The organism is Streptomyces himastatinicus ATCC 53653 (genome assembly GCF_000158915.1).
Taxonomy (GTDB): Bacteria; Actinomycetota; Actinomycetes; order Streptomycetales; family Streptomycetaceae; genus Streptomyces; species Streptomyces himastatinicus.
In genome coordinates this window covers 5,780,396-5,799,084 of record NZ_GG657754.1, presented here as the reverse complement: position 1 = coordinate 5,799,084, position 18,689 = coordinate 5,780,396, and the positions used below count along the sequence as shown (strand labels likewise).

Sequence of the window (18,689 nt, the reverse complement as noted above, 5' to 3'; positions counted from 1 at the left end):
CCATCAACCCCGTGATCGACCTGGGCTACTCCCTCTCCCGCCGCTTCCCGGACCCGCCGCAGACGGACTACCGGAGCGCGGATGTGCACGCGCTGCGCCACGATCTGTTCTGCGGCGACGTCTATCTCGCCGACACCGTGGCCGACCGCGAACTGTCCACAGCCTGGGGATGGGTTCCGGTGCTCGACTTCGCCTGGGCGCTGTGCGACATCGTGGAACGGCTGGACCGCGACCCGCGCGGCAGCCGCTCCGCCCGGGCCATCCACGAGGAGCTGGACTTCACCGAATCGGCCGACCGCATGCTCTTCGAGCGCCGCTTCGGCTGGGTCGACATCACCGCCGACTGGGTGCCGCTCGAAGAGGCACCGCTGACCTTCCAGCACCGCGCGCTGCGCCGCGAGGCCCGCGACTTCCTCCAGGACCTGATCGCCGACCTCGTCGACATGCACGAGGGGCTCGGCGACAACCCGGTGGTCTGGGACCTCCAGGCCCGCTTCCCCCGCGTCTGACGCCTTGACTTGAACCTAGGTTGAGGTCGGAGGCTGACGGCATGGTCGCGCACCACACCGCACGGTGCGCCTCGAGCCAGCCTGGGAGACGCCATGCACGCCGTCCGCCTGCACGCCTTCGGCCCCGCCGGGAACCTGACGTACGAGAAGACCGACGACCCCGAGCCCGGCCCCGGCCAGGTACGCATCGCGGTCGCCGCCGCCGGGGTGCACCTGCTGGACGCCGCGCTGCGCGAGGGCCTGACCACCGCCGTCCACACCGCCCCCGAACTGCCCACCATCCCCGGCCGCGAGGTCGCGGGCACCGTGGACGCCCTGGGCGAGGGCACCGACCCGGCGTGGCTCGGCAGACGCGTCGTCGCCCACCTCGGCATGGTCCCGGGCGGCTACGCAGAACTGGCCGTGGTCCCCGCCGCCAAGCTGCACGCGATACCGGCGTCCCTGGACGCGGCACAGGCCGTCGCCATGATCGGTACGGGACGTACGACCATGGGCATCCTCCAGTTCGCGGAGCTGACCGCCGACGACGTGGCCCTGGTGACCTCGGCGGCGGGTGGCATCGGCCAGCTCGTGGTCCAGTACGCGAAGCACGCGGGCGCCACCGTCGTAGGGCTCGCGGGCGGCCCGGCGAAACTGGCGCGCGTCCGCGAGCTGGGCGCGGATCTCGCCGTCGACTACGACGACCCGTCCTGGCCACAGCAGGTCCGCACGGCACTGGGCCCGTCCCGTAACCCCACCGTCCTCTTCGACGGGGTGGGCGGCGAGCCGGGCCGCGCGGCCGTCGACCTGCTCGGTCCCGGCGGCCGCCATCTCGTCTTCGGCTGGTCCTCGGGCGGGCTGCTGAGCGGCGGACCGCTGGAGTTCGCCGAAGGGGAGCTGGCAGCGCGCGGCATCACCTCGCGGTCCGTCCTCGGCCCGCCGATGCTGGAGAAGGCGGGCGGCCCGGACCCGATGCGCACCCTGGAGGAGCGCGCGATGGCGGAGGCGGCGACCGGCCGCCTCGTACCGTCCGTGCACCGCTTCCCCCTCGCCGAGGCGGCCGCGGCGCACCGGACGCTGGAGACGCGGGCGACGATGGGGAAGGTCGTACTGATCCCCTGAGCCCCGCGGCTCACGCGGCCCCGCTACTTCGGCACGCTGGCCCCGACGTCATCCAGCACCGCGTCCGTCACCAGCCCGGTGTCCTCCAACACCGTCATGTGGTCCATCACGGTGTCGTTGGTCACCTGGGCCAGCCGCCGGATCATATGGTTCTTGGTGGCGGCGCGGACCTCGCCGATGGTGATGAAGATCTTCCCGTGCGAGGCGCGCAGCAGATCCACGAAGAGCTGGTCGAACTTCTCGCCGTCGGCGGCCTTCAACTGCTTGACCCACTCCTGCTGTTCGGCCGATGCCTCGTCCGGTATAGGCGAGGACAGCGCCTTCGCGTCCTCGCGCACCAGCTGGTCGAGCTTGCTGTGCCCGTCGAGCAGATGTGTCCCGGCCCGCTTGATCGCCTCGCTCGACGCCTGGGTCTGCGCCATCCGCCCGGCCGGGATCTCCCACAGCCCGGCCTGGCGGACCTTGACCAGGAACGTCTTGTCCAGCTCGCTCAGCGGCCCCGAATTGGCGGCATCCGCTCCCGACGCGGCCGCCGCCCCGGCCCCCATCCCGCCGTGCGCGGACGGCATACCGCTGTCCGTCACCGACTGGCTCCCCCCGTCATCCGCCTGGGAGACCCAGATCCCCGCCCCCGCGACCACTGCCGCCAAGGCGGCCCCGACGGCGATCATGCGGCTGCGGTTCGACGCTGCGCCGTGACTGCTGCGCCCATGAGTTGTCATCGTGCCTCCTGGTGGGGGGTGCTGGAGTACGCGAAACACTAAACTTTGCCTGCTGCAAAAAACTGCGTTCGTCAGGAGTGCACAAAAGCACCCGCCCCGCCCCCGAAACCCCCCTACACTCCCCCGCCCGCACGCCATTTCGGCCAGGCGCGCATGGCCAAGCGAAATTGACCTGACGCCACCGGGCTCACGGCTTACGGTCACCCCGTGAAGCACCTGCGCACAACGGCGGTCGACCTCGTCCTGGGCGAACAGTCGACCCATGAGCTGCCCATGCTCGCCGCCGAAGCCCTCGCCCGCGGCGTGGACAGCCCGACCCTCCGTACCCTGGCCGGGCTGTCCCGTACCGACGCGTCCCGCGAACTCTTCTGGCAGGCCATGGCGGAGCTCGGCTTCCCCCGACCCGACCCGGAGACCGCCTGGCACTACCGCATGCGCTGGGCCGCACAGTCCCTGCTCCGCGGAGACCTCTCCCCGTACGACGCGAGCGACGAGATCTACTGGTGCGCCTCCCACCTCGAGCGGTCACCCCACGCCACGAGCGTCACCGACCGCTTCGTCGGCCTCCAGCTCGCCTGGGAGGAGCAGCAGGGCCAAGCTCCCGCCATAGAAGACGAGATGCGCGAGGCGGCTACCGCCCTACTGCGGGCGTCTCCCGATGCGCCGCGTCCATGATCTGCCGCATCTCGGCCAGCGCCGACCCCAGCGCCGCCCGGTCCGTCGCCTCCTCGGCCACGACCTCCAACTCCCGCAGCCGCGCGGCCCGGGCCGGATACCGCTGGATGGCGACGAACTCGCCCCACCACTGGAGGAACGTACGCAACGGAGCGATCGTCCCGTTCCGGGCGGCCTGCTCGACCGCCCGGTCCAGATGCTCGACGAAGGCGGGCAGCTCCCCGGGCGCGATCTGAGCGACCGCCGCCCGCAGAGCCGACGGAGTGAGGACCGGCATCGGGATCAGGGGCCCGTCGTGGGCGGAGGACTGCTCGGTCATCAATACAAATCCTGACGCTCCATCACGCAAACGAGCGGCACGCCCCTGCGGCCTGTCCCGCCCGCCACGCGGCCCTGATCTTTTTGATCGTTACCCCACGCCCCGGAAGCGGAAATTGCACACACCAGACGACCTTTGCCCGTCTCACGAGCCGCTGAGTGAGTGAAGCGTCGGAGAACACTGCGCGGCATGCCCAGGAGGCTTTCCGGAACGACGCCCTCACCCCGCCCGAATTGCCACCTTCTATCCGGGCTGTACGCACCTCGAGGGACGTAGCGTGAGCCGCCCGTGGCCGTCGCGCCCAAGGTCGCGCCCAGGTTCCGTCGGTTCCCCTCGTGAGGATGACGCAGGTCTGATGCAGGTCAGGTTTCAGCAGCCGCTTCCCCCGGCCGTCGAATCGCACGGAGGCGGCGACCGCGGCGGCGTCGCCGTGGCCGAGCCGCCGCCGCGGACGGCCCCGACCCGTACGCTCACCACCGCCCCGCGGGCCCGTCGGACCCATCGGGCCCGGCCCCGGCTGTACGTCATCGACGGCATCCGCCTGGTCGCCGCCCTCATGGTGGCCCTGCACCACTTCGCGGGCACCAACCGCGCCAACCAGCCGGGCAACGCGATCTGGGACCGCCCGGCCTCCGAGATCATGCCCACGCTGTTCCACTTCGCGTCCTTCGGCTGGATCGGCGTGGAGATCTTCTTCGTGATCAGCGGCTTCGTCATCTGCATGTCGTGCTGGGGCCGCACCCCGAAGGACTTCTTCGTCTCCCGCGTGATCCGTCTCTACCCCGCGTACTGGGTGGGCGTGGCCTTCACCACCGTCAGCATGATCGCGCTGCCGGGCGTATGGGAGCGGCCCCCGGGGCGGGACATCCTGCTCAACTTCACCATGCTCCAGTCGGGTTCCAACGTGCCCGACGTCGACATCGTCTACTGGACCCTCTGGTCGGAGCTGCGCTTCTACCTGCTCTTCATGGTCGTGGTCGCCATGGGCCTGACGTACCGCCGGGTCGTCGTCTTCTGCTGCGTATGGGGCGCGGCCGCGATGCTCGCCCCCGTGTCCAAGTTCCCGCTCCTGGTCCTGGCGGCCGATCCGAGCGGCGCCTGGTACTTCATCGCGGGCCTCGCCCTCTACCTCATGCACCGCTTCGGCCAGGACCTGCTGCTCTGGGGCATCCTCGCCATGGCGTGGCTGATGGGCCAGCGCGAGCTGGCGCTGCGGGTCGCGTACGAGGACGTCTCCAGCTGGCGCGGCGCCGTCCTGATCTTCACGGTGTTCCTGCTCGTCATGGTGGCCGTCGCGCTCGGCTACACCGACCGCATCCGTTGGAAGTGGCTGGTCACCGCGGGCTGCCTCACCTACCCGCTCTACCTGATGCACTACGTCGCGGGCGTGTCGCTGATCAGCCGCCTCCACGACTCCATGGACCCCCGCCTGCTCCTCGCCCTCGTCATCTCCGGCTTCCTCGCCCTGAGCTGGCTGGTGCACCGCTTCGTGGAACGCCCAGCGGCCCGCCTCCTCAAGCGCGGCCTGGAGTCCTCCTTCACCCGACTCCGCACCTTCGGCCGCGCGGCCTGATCCGGCTCAGCGGCTCAGCAGATCGATCACCCCGGCGGTGCCCTCCTCCCCGTGCCCCGCGGCGAGGCGACGCTCCATGAGCGCCATCAACGGACTGAGCAACTCCGCGCTGACGCCCTGCTCCTCGGCGGTACGCAGCAACGTCCCGTTGCCCTCCACCATCATCGCGAGGTTCGACGTCACGCCGAGGGCGTAGTCGCCGCTCTCCAGCTGCGCGGCAACCCCGTACGCGTACGGAGCCATGGCCGTAAGCCACCCAACCAGCAGCCCCGCGAACTCCTTCGGAGCGACCTCCGTCCCCCGCATCAGCGCGAAGGCATGCGACACCCCGGCAAACATGCCGGTCATGCCGCTCAGCAGCGCCACATCGTGCAGCGCGGCCAACCCAGCGTCCTCACCGACGTACCGGGCGCCCGCCGGGACGGCCAGCGCCTCCCGATGCGCCGCGAACAGCTCCGGCGACCCGCTGTAGAAGACGTACGCACCGGAATCCGGAACCCCGATCATCGGCGGAACGGCCATGATCCCGCCGCCCAGATACCGCGCCCCGCGCGCCCCCGCCCACTCCGCCCGCTCACGGGCCTGCCCGGGGGTGCTCGTGGTGACGTTGACCAGATCCTTGCCCGTCAGATCGACGTCGGCCAGAACCTCCCCGACCGAGGCGTCATCGAGCAGGCACACCACCACCAGCCCACTGGCCGCCACCGCCTCGGCGACCGCCCCCGCAACCACCGCCCCCTCCCCGACAAGCGCCTCGGCCCGCCCCACGGTGCGGTTCCACACCGTCACCTCATACCCCGAGGCCAGCCAAGAACGAGCGATGGCGGCACCCATAGCACCAAGCCCAAGTACGGAAACTTTCTTCGCGTCATGTCCCATGCCGCAAAGCCTCGTCGCTGAACGCCAAGACGCTCAAGTACCCACTTTTAAGTGGGTAGGTACCCCCTGAGGTCAGCCACGTCTGCGGAATCGACGCGGCGATGGATGTGACCGGCGGCAAGTGGAAGGTCCTGATCCTCTGGGCCCAACACGTACACCCGCACCGCTTCGGCGAACCGCCGCTCAACTACCTGGGCCCACTGCCGCGCCGTCTACCTGCTGCGACTCCACCGCCCTCCCCGGCACCAGGACGGCAAGGGTGCTGCGCGCTTCACGCCGTAGCGAGCGGCGCCGAGCGAAGGTCGCGGTGAGAGCGAGAATCGAGATCGTGCCGCCATAGAAGACAGCGACAATCGTGGAGAGAAGCCCGATCGTCATCGGGCACGCACCTTTCTTCCCCCGCTCGGCCCGCCCAACTCACAGTTCGGGGCGAGGCGTTGATGCGTTTCCCTTCCACCATACGCTCCCCGTCAACTGCGCGGTCGGCGCTCGCGTCTGGCTGGCAGAGGCGAGCAGGGAGAGCTTGTCGGCGCTGTCGGTGCCGGGGGCCGGGTGGTGGATGACGAGCACCTGGCCGGGCGCGGCGCTGACGCCCAGCCGCTCCACCTTCAGTTGGAGGGCACCGACCTGGGGATGGTCGAGACGCATGGACGCCCCCGCGCACGTTCGTACGTCGTGCCGGGCCCAGAGGCGGCTGAAGCGAGGGCTGGCGAGGGAGAGTTCGCCGACGAGCTCGATGAAGCGGGGGTCGTCCAAATCGGTGCCGACGGACTCGCGGAAACCGGCGACCAGATCCACGGTCGCGCTCTCCCAGTCCGGGTAGAGCGCGTGCTCGGCGGGGTCGAGAAACAGATCGCGCAGGCGGTTGGCTCCCACCGCGAGCCGCGGTGACAGGGCGCTCGCCAAGGCGTTGACGGCGAGGACGTCGAAGTAGCGGCCCTCGATGTGCGCGGGGAGCGGGAGCGTGGCGACGAGCTGGGCGATGCCCGCCGGGACGGTCTCGCGCCGGGGCCGGCGCCGGGGCCGTCGGGGTTTGGCGGCGCCCAGTCGCAACAGGTGCGCCGTCGCCTCGTCGTCGAGCCGCAGCACGCGGGCGAGGGACTCCAGGACCTGCACGGAGGGGTTGCGGTCGCGGCCCTGCTCCAGCCGCAGGTAGTAGTCGGCGCTGATGCCCGCCAGCATCGCGACCTCTTCCCGGCGCAGCCCCGGCACGCGCCGCAGCCCCACGGCGGGAATGCCGACCTGCTCCGGGGTGACGAGCTCGCGGCGGGCGCGTACGTAATCGCCCAGCAGGTTCGGTTCGTCGCTCATGCGTCGACGGTAATCGCGCCGTCGCGGAGGTGCCTGGTCCTGCCACCCCCAGGATCACGGGGACTCTGGCACGGCCGGGCCCCGAGCGGCAGCGTGATCGTCACCGACGACGAGACGAGGAGCGTGACAGCCATGTCAACGTATCTGCTGGTACACGGCGCCTGGCACAGCGGACAGTGCTGGGAACGAGTGGTCCCCCTACTCGCCTCGGCCGGACACCGCGCGCTCGCGCCATCCCTCACCGGCCACGGCGACCGGGCGCATCTGCTCAGCCGCGACGTAGGGCTCGACACCCACGTCGACGACATCGTCAGGCTGATCACGGACGAGGACCTCACCGATGTGATCCTCGTGGGCCACAGCTACGCCGGTCTGGTCATCTCCTCCGCGGCCAACCGGATCCCGGACCGGATCGCGCACCTGGTCTACCTCGACGCGATGGTCCCGCAGGACGGCGAGAGCGCGGCCGACGTCATGCCCATAACCCAGGACCTGATCGACGGCGCCCTCCGGTCCGAGAGCGGCTGGCGGGTCCCGCCCCTGCCCGAGATGCCGCCGCTCCCGGGCCTGTTCGGGGTCACCGACCCGGCAGACGTCGCCTGGCTGCGCACGACCCTGTCGGACCAGTCGGTCCGCTGCCTCCAGCAACCGGTCCGCCTGGACAACCCGGCCGTGAACACGATCCCCCGGACCCACATCCACTGCGTGGTCGGCGAACCGGAAGGCTGGCCCCGCCGCCCCGTGCCCCCGATCCAGCCCAACGGCGCCCCGTCCCAGGTCTGGGAACTGCCGACCGGCCACGACTGCATGATCACCATGCCGACCGAACTGACCGAACTACTCCTCAAGCTGGGCTGACGTCCGCCGTGGACACCGGGTGCCCCGGACGGGAAGCCGTCCCGGGGGTCGCCGAGGCGCCATACGGTCCACAGCGAGCACAGCTAGGCCGGGAGGGAGAAGCCCTCCGGCGGCGCGCCCTCGGCGAACAGCATCTGCACCCGAACCTTGCCCTCCCTTATCTCCCGGGCTCGCCGGTACTCGGGGGAGTCGTACCACTCCCGAACCCGCTCCATGTCGGGGAACTCGATGACCACGAATCGGGAGGAATCCCAGGTTCCCTCGACGGGCTCGGGCGTGGGACCAGCGACGAGGTAACGGCCGCCGTGACTGAGGATGGACTTCTGGGCCACACGTGCGTAGGCCAGGCCGGCCTCCTCGTCGAGCACATCGACGTTGACGATGACGTAAGCACTCACGACGTTCCCCGTTTTCTTTTTGGCGCGGACGGTCACGGGAACACTGCCGTTGGTTCTGTAGTGACGTCCAGTCCGACCCCAGCTTGGCCGCACACGCCGGACTGATCGCAATGCGGGCTGCGCGCAGCCAAACGCGCAGCTGTGCCTGCGTTGTCGTCTTCCGACGGTAGTCCGGCTCCGTCTGAACGTTGGTGCGCAAGCACGAACAGGCGGGTCTGCGGTTTGGCTCACCACAGCCGCGTCGAACCAGCGCTTCCACTGGGCGGGGTGCTCGTCGCCGTCGAGCGCGGCGAGTTTGGCGTGGTCGGATCGGCCGCCGTCTGGAGTTCGCGACGAGTCCGTCGGGGATATCCGTGGACGGGGCACAAGCCGTAGACCTGTGCCCCACTCATCCGGCCTGCGAGCCGGGCCAGAGGGCGTTCGTCATGCCCGGCGGGACGCACCGTCCGGCCAGACGACGTCCACCGGGACACCAGCCTCGCGGGCCTGGTACACCACGTCCGCGGTACCGCCGCCCTTGGTGCCCGGCGGCTGCCCGTTCCACACCGCCACCAGCCGATCGGCACGCTCCAACAGCACCGCGTTCGCCGCTTCGTACGCCTGCCGGTTCGCCGTCTCGTGCGGCATCACCAGGACCTCGTCTGCGGACTCCACCAGCCGGTCAAAGGTCGCGGCGTGGTCGAGCTTCACCTTCGCCTGCCGGTAGTCCTGCGACGGAATCACCACAACCAGGCTCCCGCCGGCCGCCAAGACCGCCTCGGCGAACAGGCTGTCGCTGCCCTTCGCGATGCATGACACACCGACCAGACAGGAGGACTCGTAGGAGGCGAGGACCTTGTCCAGCTCGGCTCGCACCAGCGGCACCGACTCGTCGGTGAGGTCCATGTGCCCGGTCACAGCGATCGTCGTCATCGCGCCTTCCTCGCCATGTGGTGAGCAGAGTCCGGATGCTACCGCGCACGTCGGCGACGGCCCGGGACGAGCCATCGCCCACCGTGTACGGATAGAGCTACGCCAGTCGGGTGCGCACGCGCCCGGAGCGGATGCCGGACGAGACCTCGACCGCGCGGCACGAGTAGTCGGCTGCGCTGGTGATGTCGCCGATCAGGAAGGCGCATTCGGCGAGCCCGATCCTCGGCCAGCCTTCACGTTGCGCTGGTCCAGGGCTGTACGGATGTGGCCTGCGGCCTAGGGCGTGTCCGACGAGTCATGTGGCTGACTCATGTGTGACTCGTTTCGGTCTCCGTGGGATGGAGCGGTCTGTGGGGCGCCGAGTGGGCACGGCTTGAGCTGTGTCTGCCGGAGTAAAAGCCAGCTGCGTGCGAGGGCTAAGGTACGTTTTTGGCAGCCAAGGGGTGGGGGCAGATGTGAACGAAGAAGAGATCGCACGCGCCGTCGAAGAGGGGATGCGCCGTAACGACGTCCGGCGTGCCGCAGCATGGAGGAAGGCGCGGGATCAAGAGGCTCGCAACCTCTTGAAGGGCCTGGGCTGCATGGCGTTGGTCTTTATCGTGTTCATTGTTCTGATGGTGAAGAACCCCGGCGGGTGAGGCTCCGAGAGGCGGTCACCGTCCTGTCACCGCAGTGGTGTCGGTGGCGGCATCTGCGACGCTGGCTCGACTCATCGGACACGCTCTAGTTGTGCTGTCCCGGCACGTTGGTGACGGGCGACGCGCCGTGAGGGGTGCTTGAACGAGGCGAGGGCCTCTGGTTTCGGTGTGGATTGCGACATCTGCACCAATGCCCAGGAGGCCCTCGTTGATCCACCGTAACGCCCCGCTGACCCCGACCGGCAGGCTGCGTCTGGCCCGGTGCGTCGTCGACGACGGCTGGCCGCTGCGGCGGGCGGCCGAACGGTTCCAGGTCAGCCACACCACCGCCGCTCGCTGGGCCGGGCGCTACCGCCGCCACGGGGCAGCGGGTCTGCACGACCGCTCCAGCCGCCCCCACCACTCACCACGCCGGACGCCCGCCTTGGTGGAGGAGCGGGTGCTGCGGATGCGCCGTGAACACCAGATCGGTCCGCTGCGACTGGCGGCCCGTGCCGGCGTCGCCGCCTCTACTGCTCACCGCATTCTTCAACGCCACGGCCTGCCACCACTGGCCACGCTGGACCGGGCCACCGGCGAACCCGTCCGCCGGTACGAACGCTCCCGCCCCGGCGAGTTGGTCCACATCGACGTCAAGAAACTCGGCCGCATCCCCGACGGCGGCGGCCACAAAGCCCTGGGCCGGGCAGCCGGCCGCAAGAACAGGAACGGGACCGGCCATGCCTTCCTGCACACCGCGCTGGATGACCACTCCCGCCTTGCCTACACCGAGCACCTGCCCGACGAGCAGGCGGCCACCTGTGCGGACTTCCTGCGTCGAGCTGCCGCCTGGTTCGCCGCACGCGGCGTGACCGTCGAGCGGGTGCTGACCGATAACGCCTGGGCCTACAGCAAGAACACCTGGCACCACACCTGCCGTGAGCTGGGTATCCGCCCACGCTGGACCCGCCCCTGGCGGCCCCAGACCAACGGCAAGGTCGAACGCTTCCACCGCACCCTGCTGGACGAGTGGGCCTACCAGCGGCCCTACACCTCAGAAGGCGAACGGCAGGCAGCGTTTCCCGACTGGCTGGACTGGTACAACTACCACCGACCCCACACCGGAATCAGCGGCCGCACCCCAGCCAGCCGCATCACCAACCTCTCCGGACAGCACATCTAGTCGGCGTAGGCGCGCGGTTCTGAGCGAACCAGGTCCAAGAGGCTGCCACCGGTGACTCCTGCGAGCTCGGCTTCGCCGAAGTCGTTGTCGAATCGACCAGCGTCGCCGAGTGCCTCGACAGCCTGTCCAATCGCGCGACGGAAACCGGACGGCCGGTCCATACGGGCTAAGGCCCACGCCTCCCGTCTGGAGAGCATCGCCCGCAGCCGCGGGCCCGCCGCGCGGCGGGCTCCGTCCTCGGCAGAGAGCGCGGCGATGGCTGACCGTCTGTACGGAGGTGCGTGCACAGGTGACAGAGCTCCGGCATGGCCAGCAGCGGTGATTCACCCAAGGCCCCGCCCGCGCACCTTCTGGTCCATTTTGAGTATGGGTACTCAGGCATGCGAGTCCTCTGCTGTGCATGGTGAGGCCATGTTGAGCAGCAGGTTATGCCGTTGGATAAAGGGCGTTGGTGTCTCAGCGGCCGCAGCCCATGCGACGTACTGGGTCTGGCAGTCTGCCGAGCAGTGGGCGTGGGAAGCACAACAGGCCAATCCGGACGGGGGGATCGGCGCAGGGTTCATCGAAAGCGCGCTGGCCGTAGTCGCCTCCGTGACGCTGATGCCGTTGCTTCTGTGGGCGGGTATGCGGCTGCTGAGGGAGCGAGACAATCACCTGCTGGTGACCATGGGATGGGCGATGTGGCTCGTCCTCAACACTCAGATGTCCGAGGGCAGCGTCAACAGGTTGGAAACGGAGTTGTTCCTCGCCGCGTTCGCAGTGCTTGGCGGTTTCCTGGCGCTGTTCCGCCCCACCGCGCCGGAGGAGTGAACGGTCGGAGAACCAGGAAGTATCGAACCGGAATCCTGTTCCCGGATCTCCAGGGAGTGCTTCGGTCAGGGGCCCGACGGCTTCCTCGCCGCCGGGCCTTCGCCAGTTCCGGCCCTCGACTACTTGGCCTCGATCAGCTCGCCTCCCGGGCCGATCACGTCGGCGACGTAGCTGCCGCGCCCCTGCACGGTGTAGATCAAGCCTCTTCACGGCGTACACGCAGCATCGCGTCAGTGCAGTAGCGGCAGCACCATCGCGTCGTACAACGGAGCGTCCGGGAAAGGCATCACCTCGCCGAGCCACTGGTAGCCCCACTCCTCGTACCTGGCACGAACCCGCGGGTGAGCCCGCTCGACAAGCAAGGTCACCCGCTCTTCGTGCCGTGGACGCAACAGCTCGTCGTGGATCCGTTTGGCTACCCCCGTACCGCGGACGTTCTCGACCACCATCAGCTCCGAGAGTGCGAACGTACGGCTCCCCGTCTGCACCACGGCGTCATCCGGCACCGTGGTCCGCAGCCCGCTCCACCAGCGCGTACCTGGCTGCAACGTGCAGCCGAACGCGAACCCGGCCGGTGCTCCAGCCGCATAGCCGACTGCTGCTCCGAATCCAGGAACTTCCGTGTTCCATCCCAGGCGTTCATCGAAGCGGTCCACGCTGTGGAACTGTTCGCCCAGCCGGTCGGCGTAGATATCGGCGTACACCGACAGCAGTTCTGGGCGGATCTCCGCGAGTCCAGCAGCGTCACGGCACGCGATCGTCACGTCCTCCATGTGCCGCGTCTGCTGTAAGAAGTCTGCTGCTGCCGATACGCGTCGGTGTCGGCCGATCGCGCGTCGCAGGTCCGCGGTTTCGTTCGAAGCGCGGTTCCAGCAGCTCCAATGCGGAAGTGGTGAGTTCTTGGGCTCGGCGATGCCGGCCGAGGGCTTGGTGTGCTGCGCCTGCCAGCCCGGCCAGTTCGGCCGTGGTGAGGAACGCCAGCCACGCTTCCGGCCGGCCCGAAGCACGGTCGTACGTGGTTTCGGCGCGGGCCAGCGAGCGCTCAGCCCGGGAGCGTTCCCCGACCCGTGCGTGTCCGACAGCCTGGCGGCAGTGCAGCAGCGTCATGAGCCACGGATCGCGCTTGGCCTGCCGGGTTTCCACTGCGCACGGCCGATACGTACCGCCTCCTGGTCACGACCGAGCAGGCGGGCCTGCATCGCCAGATTCGACCAGACTCGGGCCTGAAGGGAGCCGTCCCTGGCGAGAATCGCGGCCTGTAACGCCTCGTTGTAGAGGGTGGTCGCCTCTCGCTGGTGGCCCGCGTCATACGCGAACCAGCCCGCTGACGCGGCCAGATCGCCGACGGCGGCGTAGAGCTGCTTCTCGACGCGTTCGCCGTAGCTACAGCGGTTCACGGCGTCGCGCACGCGGTGGAGGGCTTCCGTGGCGACGGTATGGAGTGCGCCTCCTCCGAGGGCATGGTCATGCCTCATGGGAGTCGGCCGCCGTGGAGGAGAAGGGACACGCGAAGACTTGCCTCGCGGCACGAAGCCCATCGCCTCGGGGCTGCGGCCGAAGATCTCTTGTAGCAGGAGAAGGTACTGCGCCCAGGGCCACTGCACGTCGCCCGCGACCCAGCGGCGGACATGACGGTCGGTGCACATCCTCGGCTTGCCGAGCAGGGCTTCTGCGATCCGGTTGACTTCGTCGGCCAGTTGCTGGTGGGTGTAGCCGAACTCCAGCAGCAGCGCCTCCAGCCTGGCGTTCCGCTGCTTCGCCATACGGCAGCCTCCCCTGCGCCTGCGGGCTCGACGGTAGATCTGCCCGGACCTACCCTCCGGGTAAAACTGTCCTGTTCCGCGGACGGTAACTGCCTGGGTTGTGGCCTGATGGCTCACAGTGCGCTTCCGGTTACCTCGGAGCATGAGCCCAGCACTGGCGGTTCCCTTTCCAGATGGGCAGCCGGATGACGACGACCAGGACCCTGCCGTGGACGCCCCCTGGTGGCAGCGACGTTGAGATGATCGAGGTCGGCGAGTACTGGGACGTCGTACGCGCCCCCGCCGACATCGGCGAACGCGCACTCGCGCTACTCGGCGACGAGACCGGCGCCGTCATCGCCGACTACGGCCTCATGTACTGGCTCATCCCCGCGGGCCACGCCCGGACCTGGCAGCTCAGGCGGCGGGAGATCCATGCCCTCGGCGCCGATCGCGCCGGAGTCACCTACGTCGGCGTACCACCGGCCGCGCACACCATCGGCCCCCGCCTCCACTGGCAGATCCCGATCGGTCCCGACCGGTACCTGACCGACGCCGACCGGCTGCGCGAGGCGCTGTCACGAGCCGTCTCCGAGCCCGCTGAGGGGGCGACCAACCGATGATGCCCCAGGTCTGCGCCCGCTGCGACAAGACCACCAGCACCCCGGTCGTGGTCGCCATCGAGCACGGCGCCAGCCTCGGCGGCCGCACCCTCTACGCCTGCCCCGGCTGCGCGCCCACCTTCCCGAAGCAGCGCGATCCGTTCGAGCAGTGCCTCCCGGACCGCCCATCCAGGAAGACGGCATCGTGAGCGACTACGGCAAGTACCAGGACAAGATCAGGACGGTAGGGGCAGGCCGACGACCGGAGTGCGTGGGCGCTGAACCGCACGAGGACGACGAGGGCACCCGCTTCTTCGGGGTACCGGCGTGGGTGATCTGTCTGGTGGCCTGCGCGGCGATGCCGGTCGCGCTGCTGTCCTATACGTACGCCAGCCGCTGAGGATCTGCCCAGGTCACGATTGGGCGCCGTCGCCCGCGTCACCGCATGAAGCCAACTCCCGTTCGCCGACGGGATGTCCGTCATGTCACCGTCACAGGCGACGGACCGGGCCAAGGAACCTCACACGGCCGCCCCGGCACCGGGCCGCGGCTCGGCGGTGAGCCTGGCCTGCTTGTCTGCCACGGCCACCGGGTCGGCCGGTCCGTTGACCTCGTCGAAGGCGGCGATCAGCTCGTCCAGAGCAGGGCCGCCGGGCTGGGAGTCGCGATCACCGGGAATGGGCCCAGCATCGCGTCCGGGCTGATGGCCGCCGTAGATGTCAGAAGCCCCGGACGGGCGACCGTCCGGGGCTTCCTCCCTGCTCAGACACAGAGCCGACTGTCGGGTTCGAACCAACGACCTTCGCTTTACAGGTTCGGGCTCGGCACCCCGTCCAGGTTCCGCCTACGCCTTGACACGGAAGTAGCCATAGAGGCAGACCCGTTCCGAGCCCTTCACCAGGCACACGTCGAGCGTGTACGGACTGCCTTCGATGAGGTTGCCGGTCTGCCACGGGGTTGTGTAGGGGGACGAGTGTCCCCGCGTGGAAGCCTCGCGGACCAGCCACCCGGGCTCCGAGACGGTCCCCTCGACGCCCCACCCGTCGGCCGCGTCGTCCTTCGCCCGCAGCGCGTCTCCGGGATCGTTCCCCTCCGGGTCCGCGTTCCAGTTCACATATCCGGCGTAGTCGCCGTCGGCGTAGAGGTAGACGACCACCGATTTCCCCGACTGATACCAGCTCGACTGGTAGGTGAGCTTGGGTGCTGCCACTGCGGTGCCCGCACCAGTCCCGAGAGAGACGCCGACCATCACGGCGGTCGCCGACAGCAGGGTGGCTAACCGCTTGCTCCAATTGGACATTTAAAGCCCTTCCGCATCAGAGCGATCAAAGTAGGTCATGATCTTAGACCTCCATGGTCACCTTGGCGACACGCCCGCAAAGGGCAATGCCCCCCTCCGCGCACGAGCACAGCAAGCCGACCAGGCTGCTACCGCTGACGGTCTCGCGGCGGTCGATCATTGGGCGGACGTGAGAGGTGATGTCCGCCGGGACAGCGAACGCCCCGGACGGCAGACCGTCCGGGGCGTTGTTCATGCTCTGACACAGAGCCGACTGTCGGGTTCGAACCGACGACCTTCGCTTTACAAGAGCGGTGCTCTACCAGCTGAGCTAAGTCGGCGTCCCCAGCAGTGTACCCACCACACCGGGGTGCTCCGTTCGAAAATTCTGGTGTCCGGAGTAGAGACAGGGCGGGGGTGGGCGGTATAGCGTCACGCCAATCCACGTGCAGTGGACTAGACCCCTACCTTTACTCGGATCGTCCGGCACGTTCCTGCCGGTGAAGGGACCAGATCACCATGGCTACGGTCACGTATGACAAGGCGACCCGGATCTACCCGGGCACCGAAAAGCCCGCCGTCGACCAGCTCGACATCGGCATCGAAGACGGCGAGTTCCTCGTTCTGGTCGGCCCCTCGGGCTGTGGGAAGTCCACGTCGCTGCGGATGCTGGCGGGGCTGGAGGACGTCAACGGCGGGGCGATCCGGATCGGCGACCGCGATGTGACGCACCTGCCGCCGAAGGACCGGGACATCGCGATGGTGTTCCAGAACTACGCGCTGTACCCGCACATGACCGTCGCGCAGAACATGGGCTTCGCGCTCAAGATCGCCGGGGTCAACAAGACCGAGATCCGGCAGAAGGTCGAGGACGCGGCGAAGATCCTGGACCTCACCGAGTACCTGGAGCGCAAGCCGAAGGCGCTGTCCGGTGGTCAGCGGCAGCGTGTGGCGATGGGGCGGGCCATCGTGCGGGAGCCGCAGGTGTTCCTGATGGACGAGCCGCTGTCGAACCTCGACGCCAAGCTCCGTGTCCAGACCCGTACGCAGATCGCGAGCCTCCAGCGGCGGCTGGGGATCACGACGGTGTACGTCACCCACGACCAGGTCGAGGCCATGACCATGGGCGACCGGGTGGCCGTCCTCAAGGACGGGCTGCTCCAGCAGGTCGACACCCCGCGGAACATGTACGACCGGCCGGCGAACCTCTTCGTGGCGGGCTTCATCGGGTCGCCCGCGATGAACCTGGTCGAGGTGCCGATCACCGACGGCGGTGTGAAGTTCGGCAACAGCGTGGTCCCGGTGAACCGGGAGGCGCTGAGCGCCGCGGCCGACAAGGGCGACCGTACGGTCACCGTGGGTGTCCGGCCCGAGCACTTCGACGTGGTGGAGGCCAATGGCGGGGCGGCCAAGTCGCTGACCAAGGCCGCCGCCGACGCCCCGGCCGGTCTCGCGATCACCGTCAACGTGGTCGAGGAGACGGGCGCGGACGCGTACGTCTTCGGTTCGGCCGAGGTCGGCGGCGAGAGCAAGGACCTGGTGATCCGGGTCGGCAGCCGCCAGGTGCCGGAGAAGGGCGCGCAGCTGCACGTCGTGCCGCAGCCGGGCGAGGCTCACGTCTTCTCCACCTCCACCGGGGAGCGGCTCAGCGACTGATGTTCCTGAGGTGAGGCGCCGTCTTCCGTTTTGCGGGGGCGGCGCCTCGCTCATGTCCGCGGACGGGGCCGCCCACTGTCGCGTTGTGGCGTTGTCGATAAATTACTCGACATTCCGGTCTTTTCGATTCCGTTCGTCAACACCCCTGCACGCAAGAACGGGTTTCCATCACCCGGCATGGTGACTCAATGTCGCCAAATCATCGCTCCTCGCTACGATCCCTCCCGTGAACACCGCAGCCCGCCGTATCGGCAGAACCCTCGCGCTCGTCCTCCCCGTCGTGCTCGTCCTCTCCGGAACGCTCGCCGTCACCCGCGTCCCGTGGGCCTCGCCGAGCGCCGAGTCGCAGATCCTCACCGCCTCCTCCGACCGCGCCTCCACCCACGCCGTCCACCGCGCCCCGCACGAGCTGCTGCGCGACCGGCTGCTCGCGGAGTTGCAGGAGAAGGACCCGGGGGTGGCGCTCACCCACCTCCAGGTCGCCACCGACGAACGGCCTTCGCTGGCCCGGCACTGCGCGGACATCGCCCGTGCACTCGGCCGCGCCGCGGTCGCCAAGTACGGGGGTACGAAGGAGGCGCAGGCCTACGCCCGTCCCGTCTGCGACACCTCGTTCGCGTCCGGCATCACCCAGGCGTACCGCTGAACGCTCCCCCATCACCGACCGGCTCCCCGTGCGGTCACCGCGCCACCGCATATGGTGCGATCCATGACCGATGACCTCCACAGGCCCGGGCACCACGCTCACCACCCGCATGCCCCGCGCCCCACACAGGCCGTCGTCCTGGCCGGAGGCCAGGGCTCGCGGCTGCGTCCGTACACCGACGACCGTCCCAAGCCGATGGTCGAGATCCCGGGCACCGGGACCCCGATCATCGGCCATCAGCTGGCCTGGCTGGCCGCCGAGGGGGTCACCGACGCGGTCGTCTCCTGCGGTCATCTCGCCGCCGTCCTCCAGGACTGGCTGGAGTCGGCGGAGCTGCCGCTGCGCGTGACGACCGTCGTCGAGAAGGAACCGCTCGGGCGCGGCGGGGGCCTGAAGTTCGCCGCCGCCCGGCTCCCCCACGCCGATCAGCCCTGGTACGCCACCAACGGCGACATCTGGACCCGCTTCTCGCTGCGCGAGATGGCCGACTTCCACCATGAACGCGACGCCGTCGCGACGCTCGCGCTGGCCCGGCCGCGCATCCCCTGGGGGGCGGTGGAGACGAACGAGTTCGGTCACGTCCTCGACTTCATCGAGTCGCCGCCCTCCCCGTACCTCATCAACGCGGGCGTGTACGTCTTCTCCGCCACCTTCACCTCGCTGCTGCCGGAGCGCGGCGACCACGAGCGGACGACGTTCCCACGGCTGGCCCGCGAGCGGCGGCTGGCCGGGTTTCCGCTGCCCCACGGGGCGTACTGGCGGGCCATCGACACCGCCAAGGATCTCACCGAGGCCGCCAAGGAACTCTCCTCGGGCCCGCCGCCGTCCGGTCGCGGCTCGCTGGAGTCGACGCCGGTACGGCCGTTGCACGACTGAGTCCCGGCAGGCACGCAGAAG

The 18,689-nt window shown here is 69.2% G+C and carries 24 protein-coding genes and 1 tRNA gene; 14 read left to right on the top strand and 11 right to left on the bottom strand.

Going from position 1 to position 18,689, the window contains the following annotated elements; translation table 11 throughout:
• Positions 1-11: 11 nt before the first annotated feature.
• Positions 12-509, top strand: a complete 498-nt coding sequence (locus SSOG_RS24635; protein WP_009716962.1) for a hypothetical protein — start codon at positions 12-14, stop codon at positions 507-509.
• A 93-nt stretch (positions 510-602) separates the two neighbouring features.
• Positions 603-1,610, top strand: a complete 1,008-nt coding sequence (locus SSOG_RS24630; protein WP_009716961.1) for a zinc-binding dehydrogenase — start codon at positions 603-605, stop codon at positions 1,608-1,610.
• Positions 1,611-1,633: 23 nt separating this feature from the next.
• Here the strand turns inward: SSOG_RS24630 and SSOG_RS24625 are convergent, their stop codons facing one another.
• The gene (locus SSOG_RS24625) at positions 1,634-2,332 is read right to left on the bottom strand and encodes a DUF4142 domain-containing protein (protein WP_039938598.1); all 699 of its coding nucleotides are present in this window, start codon (positions 2,330-2,332) and stop codon (positions 1,634-1,636) included.
• 207 nt (positions 2,333-2,539) lie between these two features.
• Between SSOG_RS24625 and SSOG_RS24620 the strand changes: the two genes are divergently transcribed.
• A complete protein-coding gene (locus SSOG_RS24620) occupies positions 2,540-3,007 on the top strand; it encodes a hypothetical protein (protein WP_009716960.1) in 468 nt (155 codons plus the stop codon).
• Here SSOG_RS24620 and SSOG_RS24615 read toward each other — a convergent pair.
• Positions 2,964-3,326, bottom strand: coding sequence for a DUF6247 family protein (locus tag SSOG_RS24615; RefSeq protein ID WP_009716958.1), 363 nt, complete (start codon positions 3,324-3,326; stop codon positions 2,964-2,966). The genes SSOG_RS24620 and SSOG_RS24615 overlap by 44 nt on opposite strands.
• Positions 3,327-3,681: 355 nt before the next feature.
• Here SSOG_RS24615 and SSOG_RS24610 point away from each other — a divergent pair, with 355 nt between their 5' ends.
• Entirely contained in the window at positions 3,682-4,899 is a 1,218-nt protein-coding gene (locus SSOG_RS24610; protein WP_009716957.1) for an acyltransferase family protein, read from the top strand.
• A 6-nt stretch (positions 4,900-4,905) separates the two neighbouring features.
• Here the strand turns inward: SSOG_RS24610 and SSOG_RS24605 are convergent, their stop codons facing one another.
• Positions 4,906-5,778: an NAD(P)-dependent oxidoreductase gene (locus SSOG_RS24605; RefSeq protein ID WP_009716956.1), complete on the bottom strand. Its 873-nt coding sequence runs from the start codon at positions 5,776-5,778 to the stop codon at positions 4,906-4,908.
• Positions 5,779-6,195: 417 nt separating this feature from the next.
• On the bottom strand, positions 6,196-7,089 hold the full coding sequence (locus SSOG_RS24595; protein ID WP_009716955.1) for a helix-turn-helix domain-containing protein: 894 nt from the start codon (positions 7,087-7,089) through the stop codon (positions 6,196-6,198).
• A 132-nt stretch (positions 7,090-7,221) separates the two neighbouring features.
• Between SSOG_RS24595 and SSOG_RS24590 the strand changes: the two genes are divergently transcribed.
• Positions 7,222-7,947 carry an alpha/beta fold hydrolase gene (locus SSOG_RS24590; RefSeq protein WP_009716954.1) on the top strand — a complete coding sequence of 242 codons (726 nt, stop codon included), beginning with the start codon at positions 7,222-7,224 and terminating at the stop codon, positions 7,945-7,947.
• A gap of 83 nt (positions 7,948-8,030) precedes the next feature.
• On the opposite strand, the gene SSOG_RS24585 is transcribed toward SSOG_RS24590, so the two are convergent.
• Positions 8,031-8,345, bottom strand: a complete 315-nt coding sequence (locus SSOG_RS24585; RefSeq protein ID WP_009716953.1) for a DUF1330 domain-containing protein — start codon at positions 8,343-8,345, stop codon at positions 8,031-8,033.
• 423 nt (positions 8,346-8,768) lie between these two features.
• Positions 8,769-9,257, bottom strand: a complete 489-nt coding sequence (locus tag SSOG_RS24580; RefSeq protein WP_009716952.1) for a hypothetical protein — start codon at positions 9,255-9,257, stop codon at positions 8,769-8,771.
• Positions 9,258-9,712: 455 nt separating this feature from the next.
• Here SSOG_RS24580 and SSOG_RS24575 point away from each other — a divergent pair, with 455 nt between their 5' ends.
• The 3 genes from SSOG_RS24575 to SSOG_RS24565 all read left to right on the top strand — a co-directional run bounded on the left by SSOG_RS24575 (position 9,713) and on the right by SSOG_RS24565 (position 11,867).
• Positions 9,713-9,895 carry a hypothetical protein gene (locus tag SSOG_RS24575; protein WP_039938596.1) on the top strand — a complete coding sequence of 61 codons (183 nt, stop codon included), beginning with the start codon at positions 9,713-9,715 and terminating at the stop codon, positions 9,893-9,895.
• 208 nt (positions 9,896-10,103) lie between these two features.
• Positions 10,104-11,057, top strand: a complete 954-nt coding sequence (locus SSOG_RS24570; RefSeq protein WP_039938594.1) for an IS481 family transposase — start codon at positions 10,104-10,106, stop codon at positions 11,055-11,057.
• 411 nt (positions 11,058-11,468) lie between these two features.
• Positions 11,469-11,867: a hypothetical protein gene (locus tag SSOG_RS24565; RefSeq protein WP_009716948.1), complete on the top strand. Its 399-nt coding sequence runs from the start codon at positions 11,469-11,471 to the stop codon at positions 11,865-11,867.
• Between the two features lie 230 nt (positions 11,868-12,097).
• On the opposite strand, the gene SSOG_RS24560 is transcribed toward SSOG_RS24565, so the two are convergent.
• Together SSOG_RS24560 and SSOG_RS24555 are read right to left on the bottom strand one after the other, a co-directional pair.
• Positions 12,098-12,640, bottom strand: coding sequence for an N-acetyltransferase (locus SSOG_RS24560; RefSeq protein ID WP_009716947.1), 543 nt, complete (start codon positions 12,638-12,640; stop codon positions 12,098-12,100).
• A 330-nt stretch (positions 12,641-12,970) separates the two neighbouring features.
• Positions 12,971-13,630: an NsdA family TPR-like regulatory protein gene (locus tag SSOG_RS24555; RefSeq protein WP_039938592.1), complete on the bottom strand. Its 660-nt coding sequence runs from the start codon at positions 13,628-13,630 to the stop codon at positions 12,971-12,973.
• 185 nt (positions 13,631-13,815) lie between these two features.
• On the opposite strand from SSOG_RS24555, the gene SSOG_RS24550 reads away from it, so the two are divergent.
• From SSOG_RS24550 to SSOG_RS24540, 3 genes are read left to right on the top strand one after another with little or no spacing between them, the layout of a single operon-like run.
• On the top strand, positions 13,816-14,232 hold the full coding sequence (locus tag SSOG_RS24550) for a hypothetical protein (protein ID WP_050800341.1): 417 nt from the start codon (positions 13,816-13,818) through the stop codon (positions 14,230-14,232).
• Positions 14,229-14,420, top strand: coding sequence for a hypothetical protein (locus tag SSOG_RS24545; protein WP_009716943.1), 192 nt, complete (start codon positions 14,229-14,231; stop codon positions 14,418-14,420). The genes SSOG_RS24550 and SSOG_RS24545 overlap by 4 nt, the downstream gene beginning before the upstream one ends.
• Positions 14,417-14,611: a hypothetical protein gene (locus SSOG_RS24540; protein WP_039938591.1), complete on the top strand. Its 195-nt coding sequence runs from the start codon at positions 14,417-14,419 to the stop codon at positions 14,609-14,611. The genes SSOG_RS24545 and SSOG_RS24540 overlap by 4 nt, the downstream gene beginning before the upstream one ends.
• A gap of 120 nt (positions 14,612-14,731) precedes the next feature.
• Here SSOG_RS24540 and SSOG_RS51275 read toward each other — a convergent pair whose 3' ends face one another.
• The 3 genes from SSOG_RS51275 to SSOG_RS24525 all read right to left on the bottom strand — a co-directional run bounded on the left by SSOG_RS51275 (position 14,732) and on the right by SSOG_RS24525 (position 15,831).
• Entirely contained in the window at positions 14,732-15,007 is a 276-nt protein-coding gene (locus SSOG_RS51275) for a hypothetical protein (protein ID WP_009716941.1), read from the bottom strand.
• 48 nt (positions 15,008-15,055) lie between these two features.
• Positions 15,056-15,511: a hypothetical protein gene (locus tag SSOG_RS24535; protein WP_009716940.1), complete on the bottom strand. Its 456-nt coding sequence runs from the start codon at positions 15,509-15,511 to the stop codon at positions 15,056-15,058.
• A 247-nt stretch (positions 15,512-15,758) separates the two neighbouring features.
• Positions 15,759-15,831: transfer RNA gene (locus SSOG_RS24525), tRNA-Thr, on the bottom strand.
• 178 nt (positions 15,832-16,009) lie between these two features.
• Here SSOG_RS24525 and SSOG_RS24520 point away from each other — a divergent pair.
• The 3 genes from SSOG_RS24520 (at position 16,010) to SSOG_RS24510 (ending at position 18,668) form a co-directional block, all read left to right on the top strand.
• Positions 16,010-17,146, top strand: a complete 1,137-nt coding sequence (locus SSOG_RS24520) for an ABC transporter ATP-binding protein (protein WP_009716939.1) — start codon at positions 16,010-16,012, stop codon at positions 17,144-17,146.
• Between the two features lie 226 nt (positions 17,147-17,372).
• Complete coding sequence (locus SSOG_RS24515) at positions 17,373-17,792, top strand: hypothetical protein (RefSeq protein WP_009716938.1); 420 nt, start codon at positions 17,373-17,375, stop codon at positions 17,790-17,792.
• A gap of 63 nt (positions 17,793-17,855) precedes the next feature.
• Positions 17,856-18,668 carry a nucleotidyltransferase family protein gene (locus SSOG_RS24510; protein WP_009716937.1) on the top strand — a complete coding sequence of 271 codons (813 nt, stop codon included), beginning with the start codon at positions 17,856-17,858 and terminating at the stop codon, positions 18,666-18,668.
• Positions 18,669-18,689 lie beyond the last annotated feature (21 nt).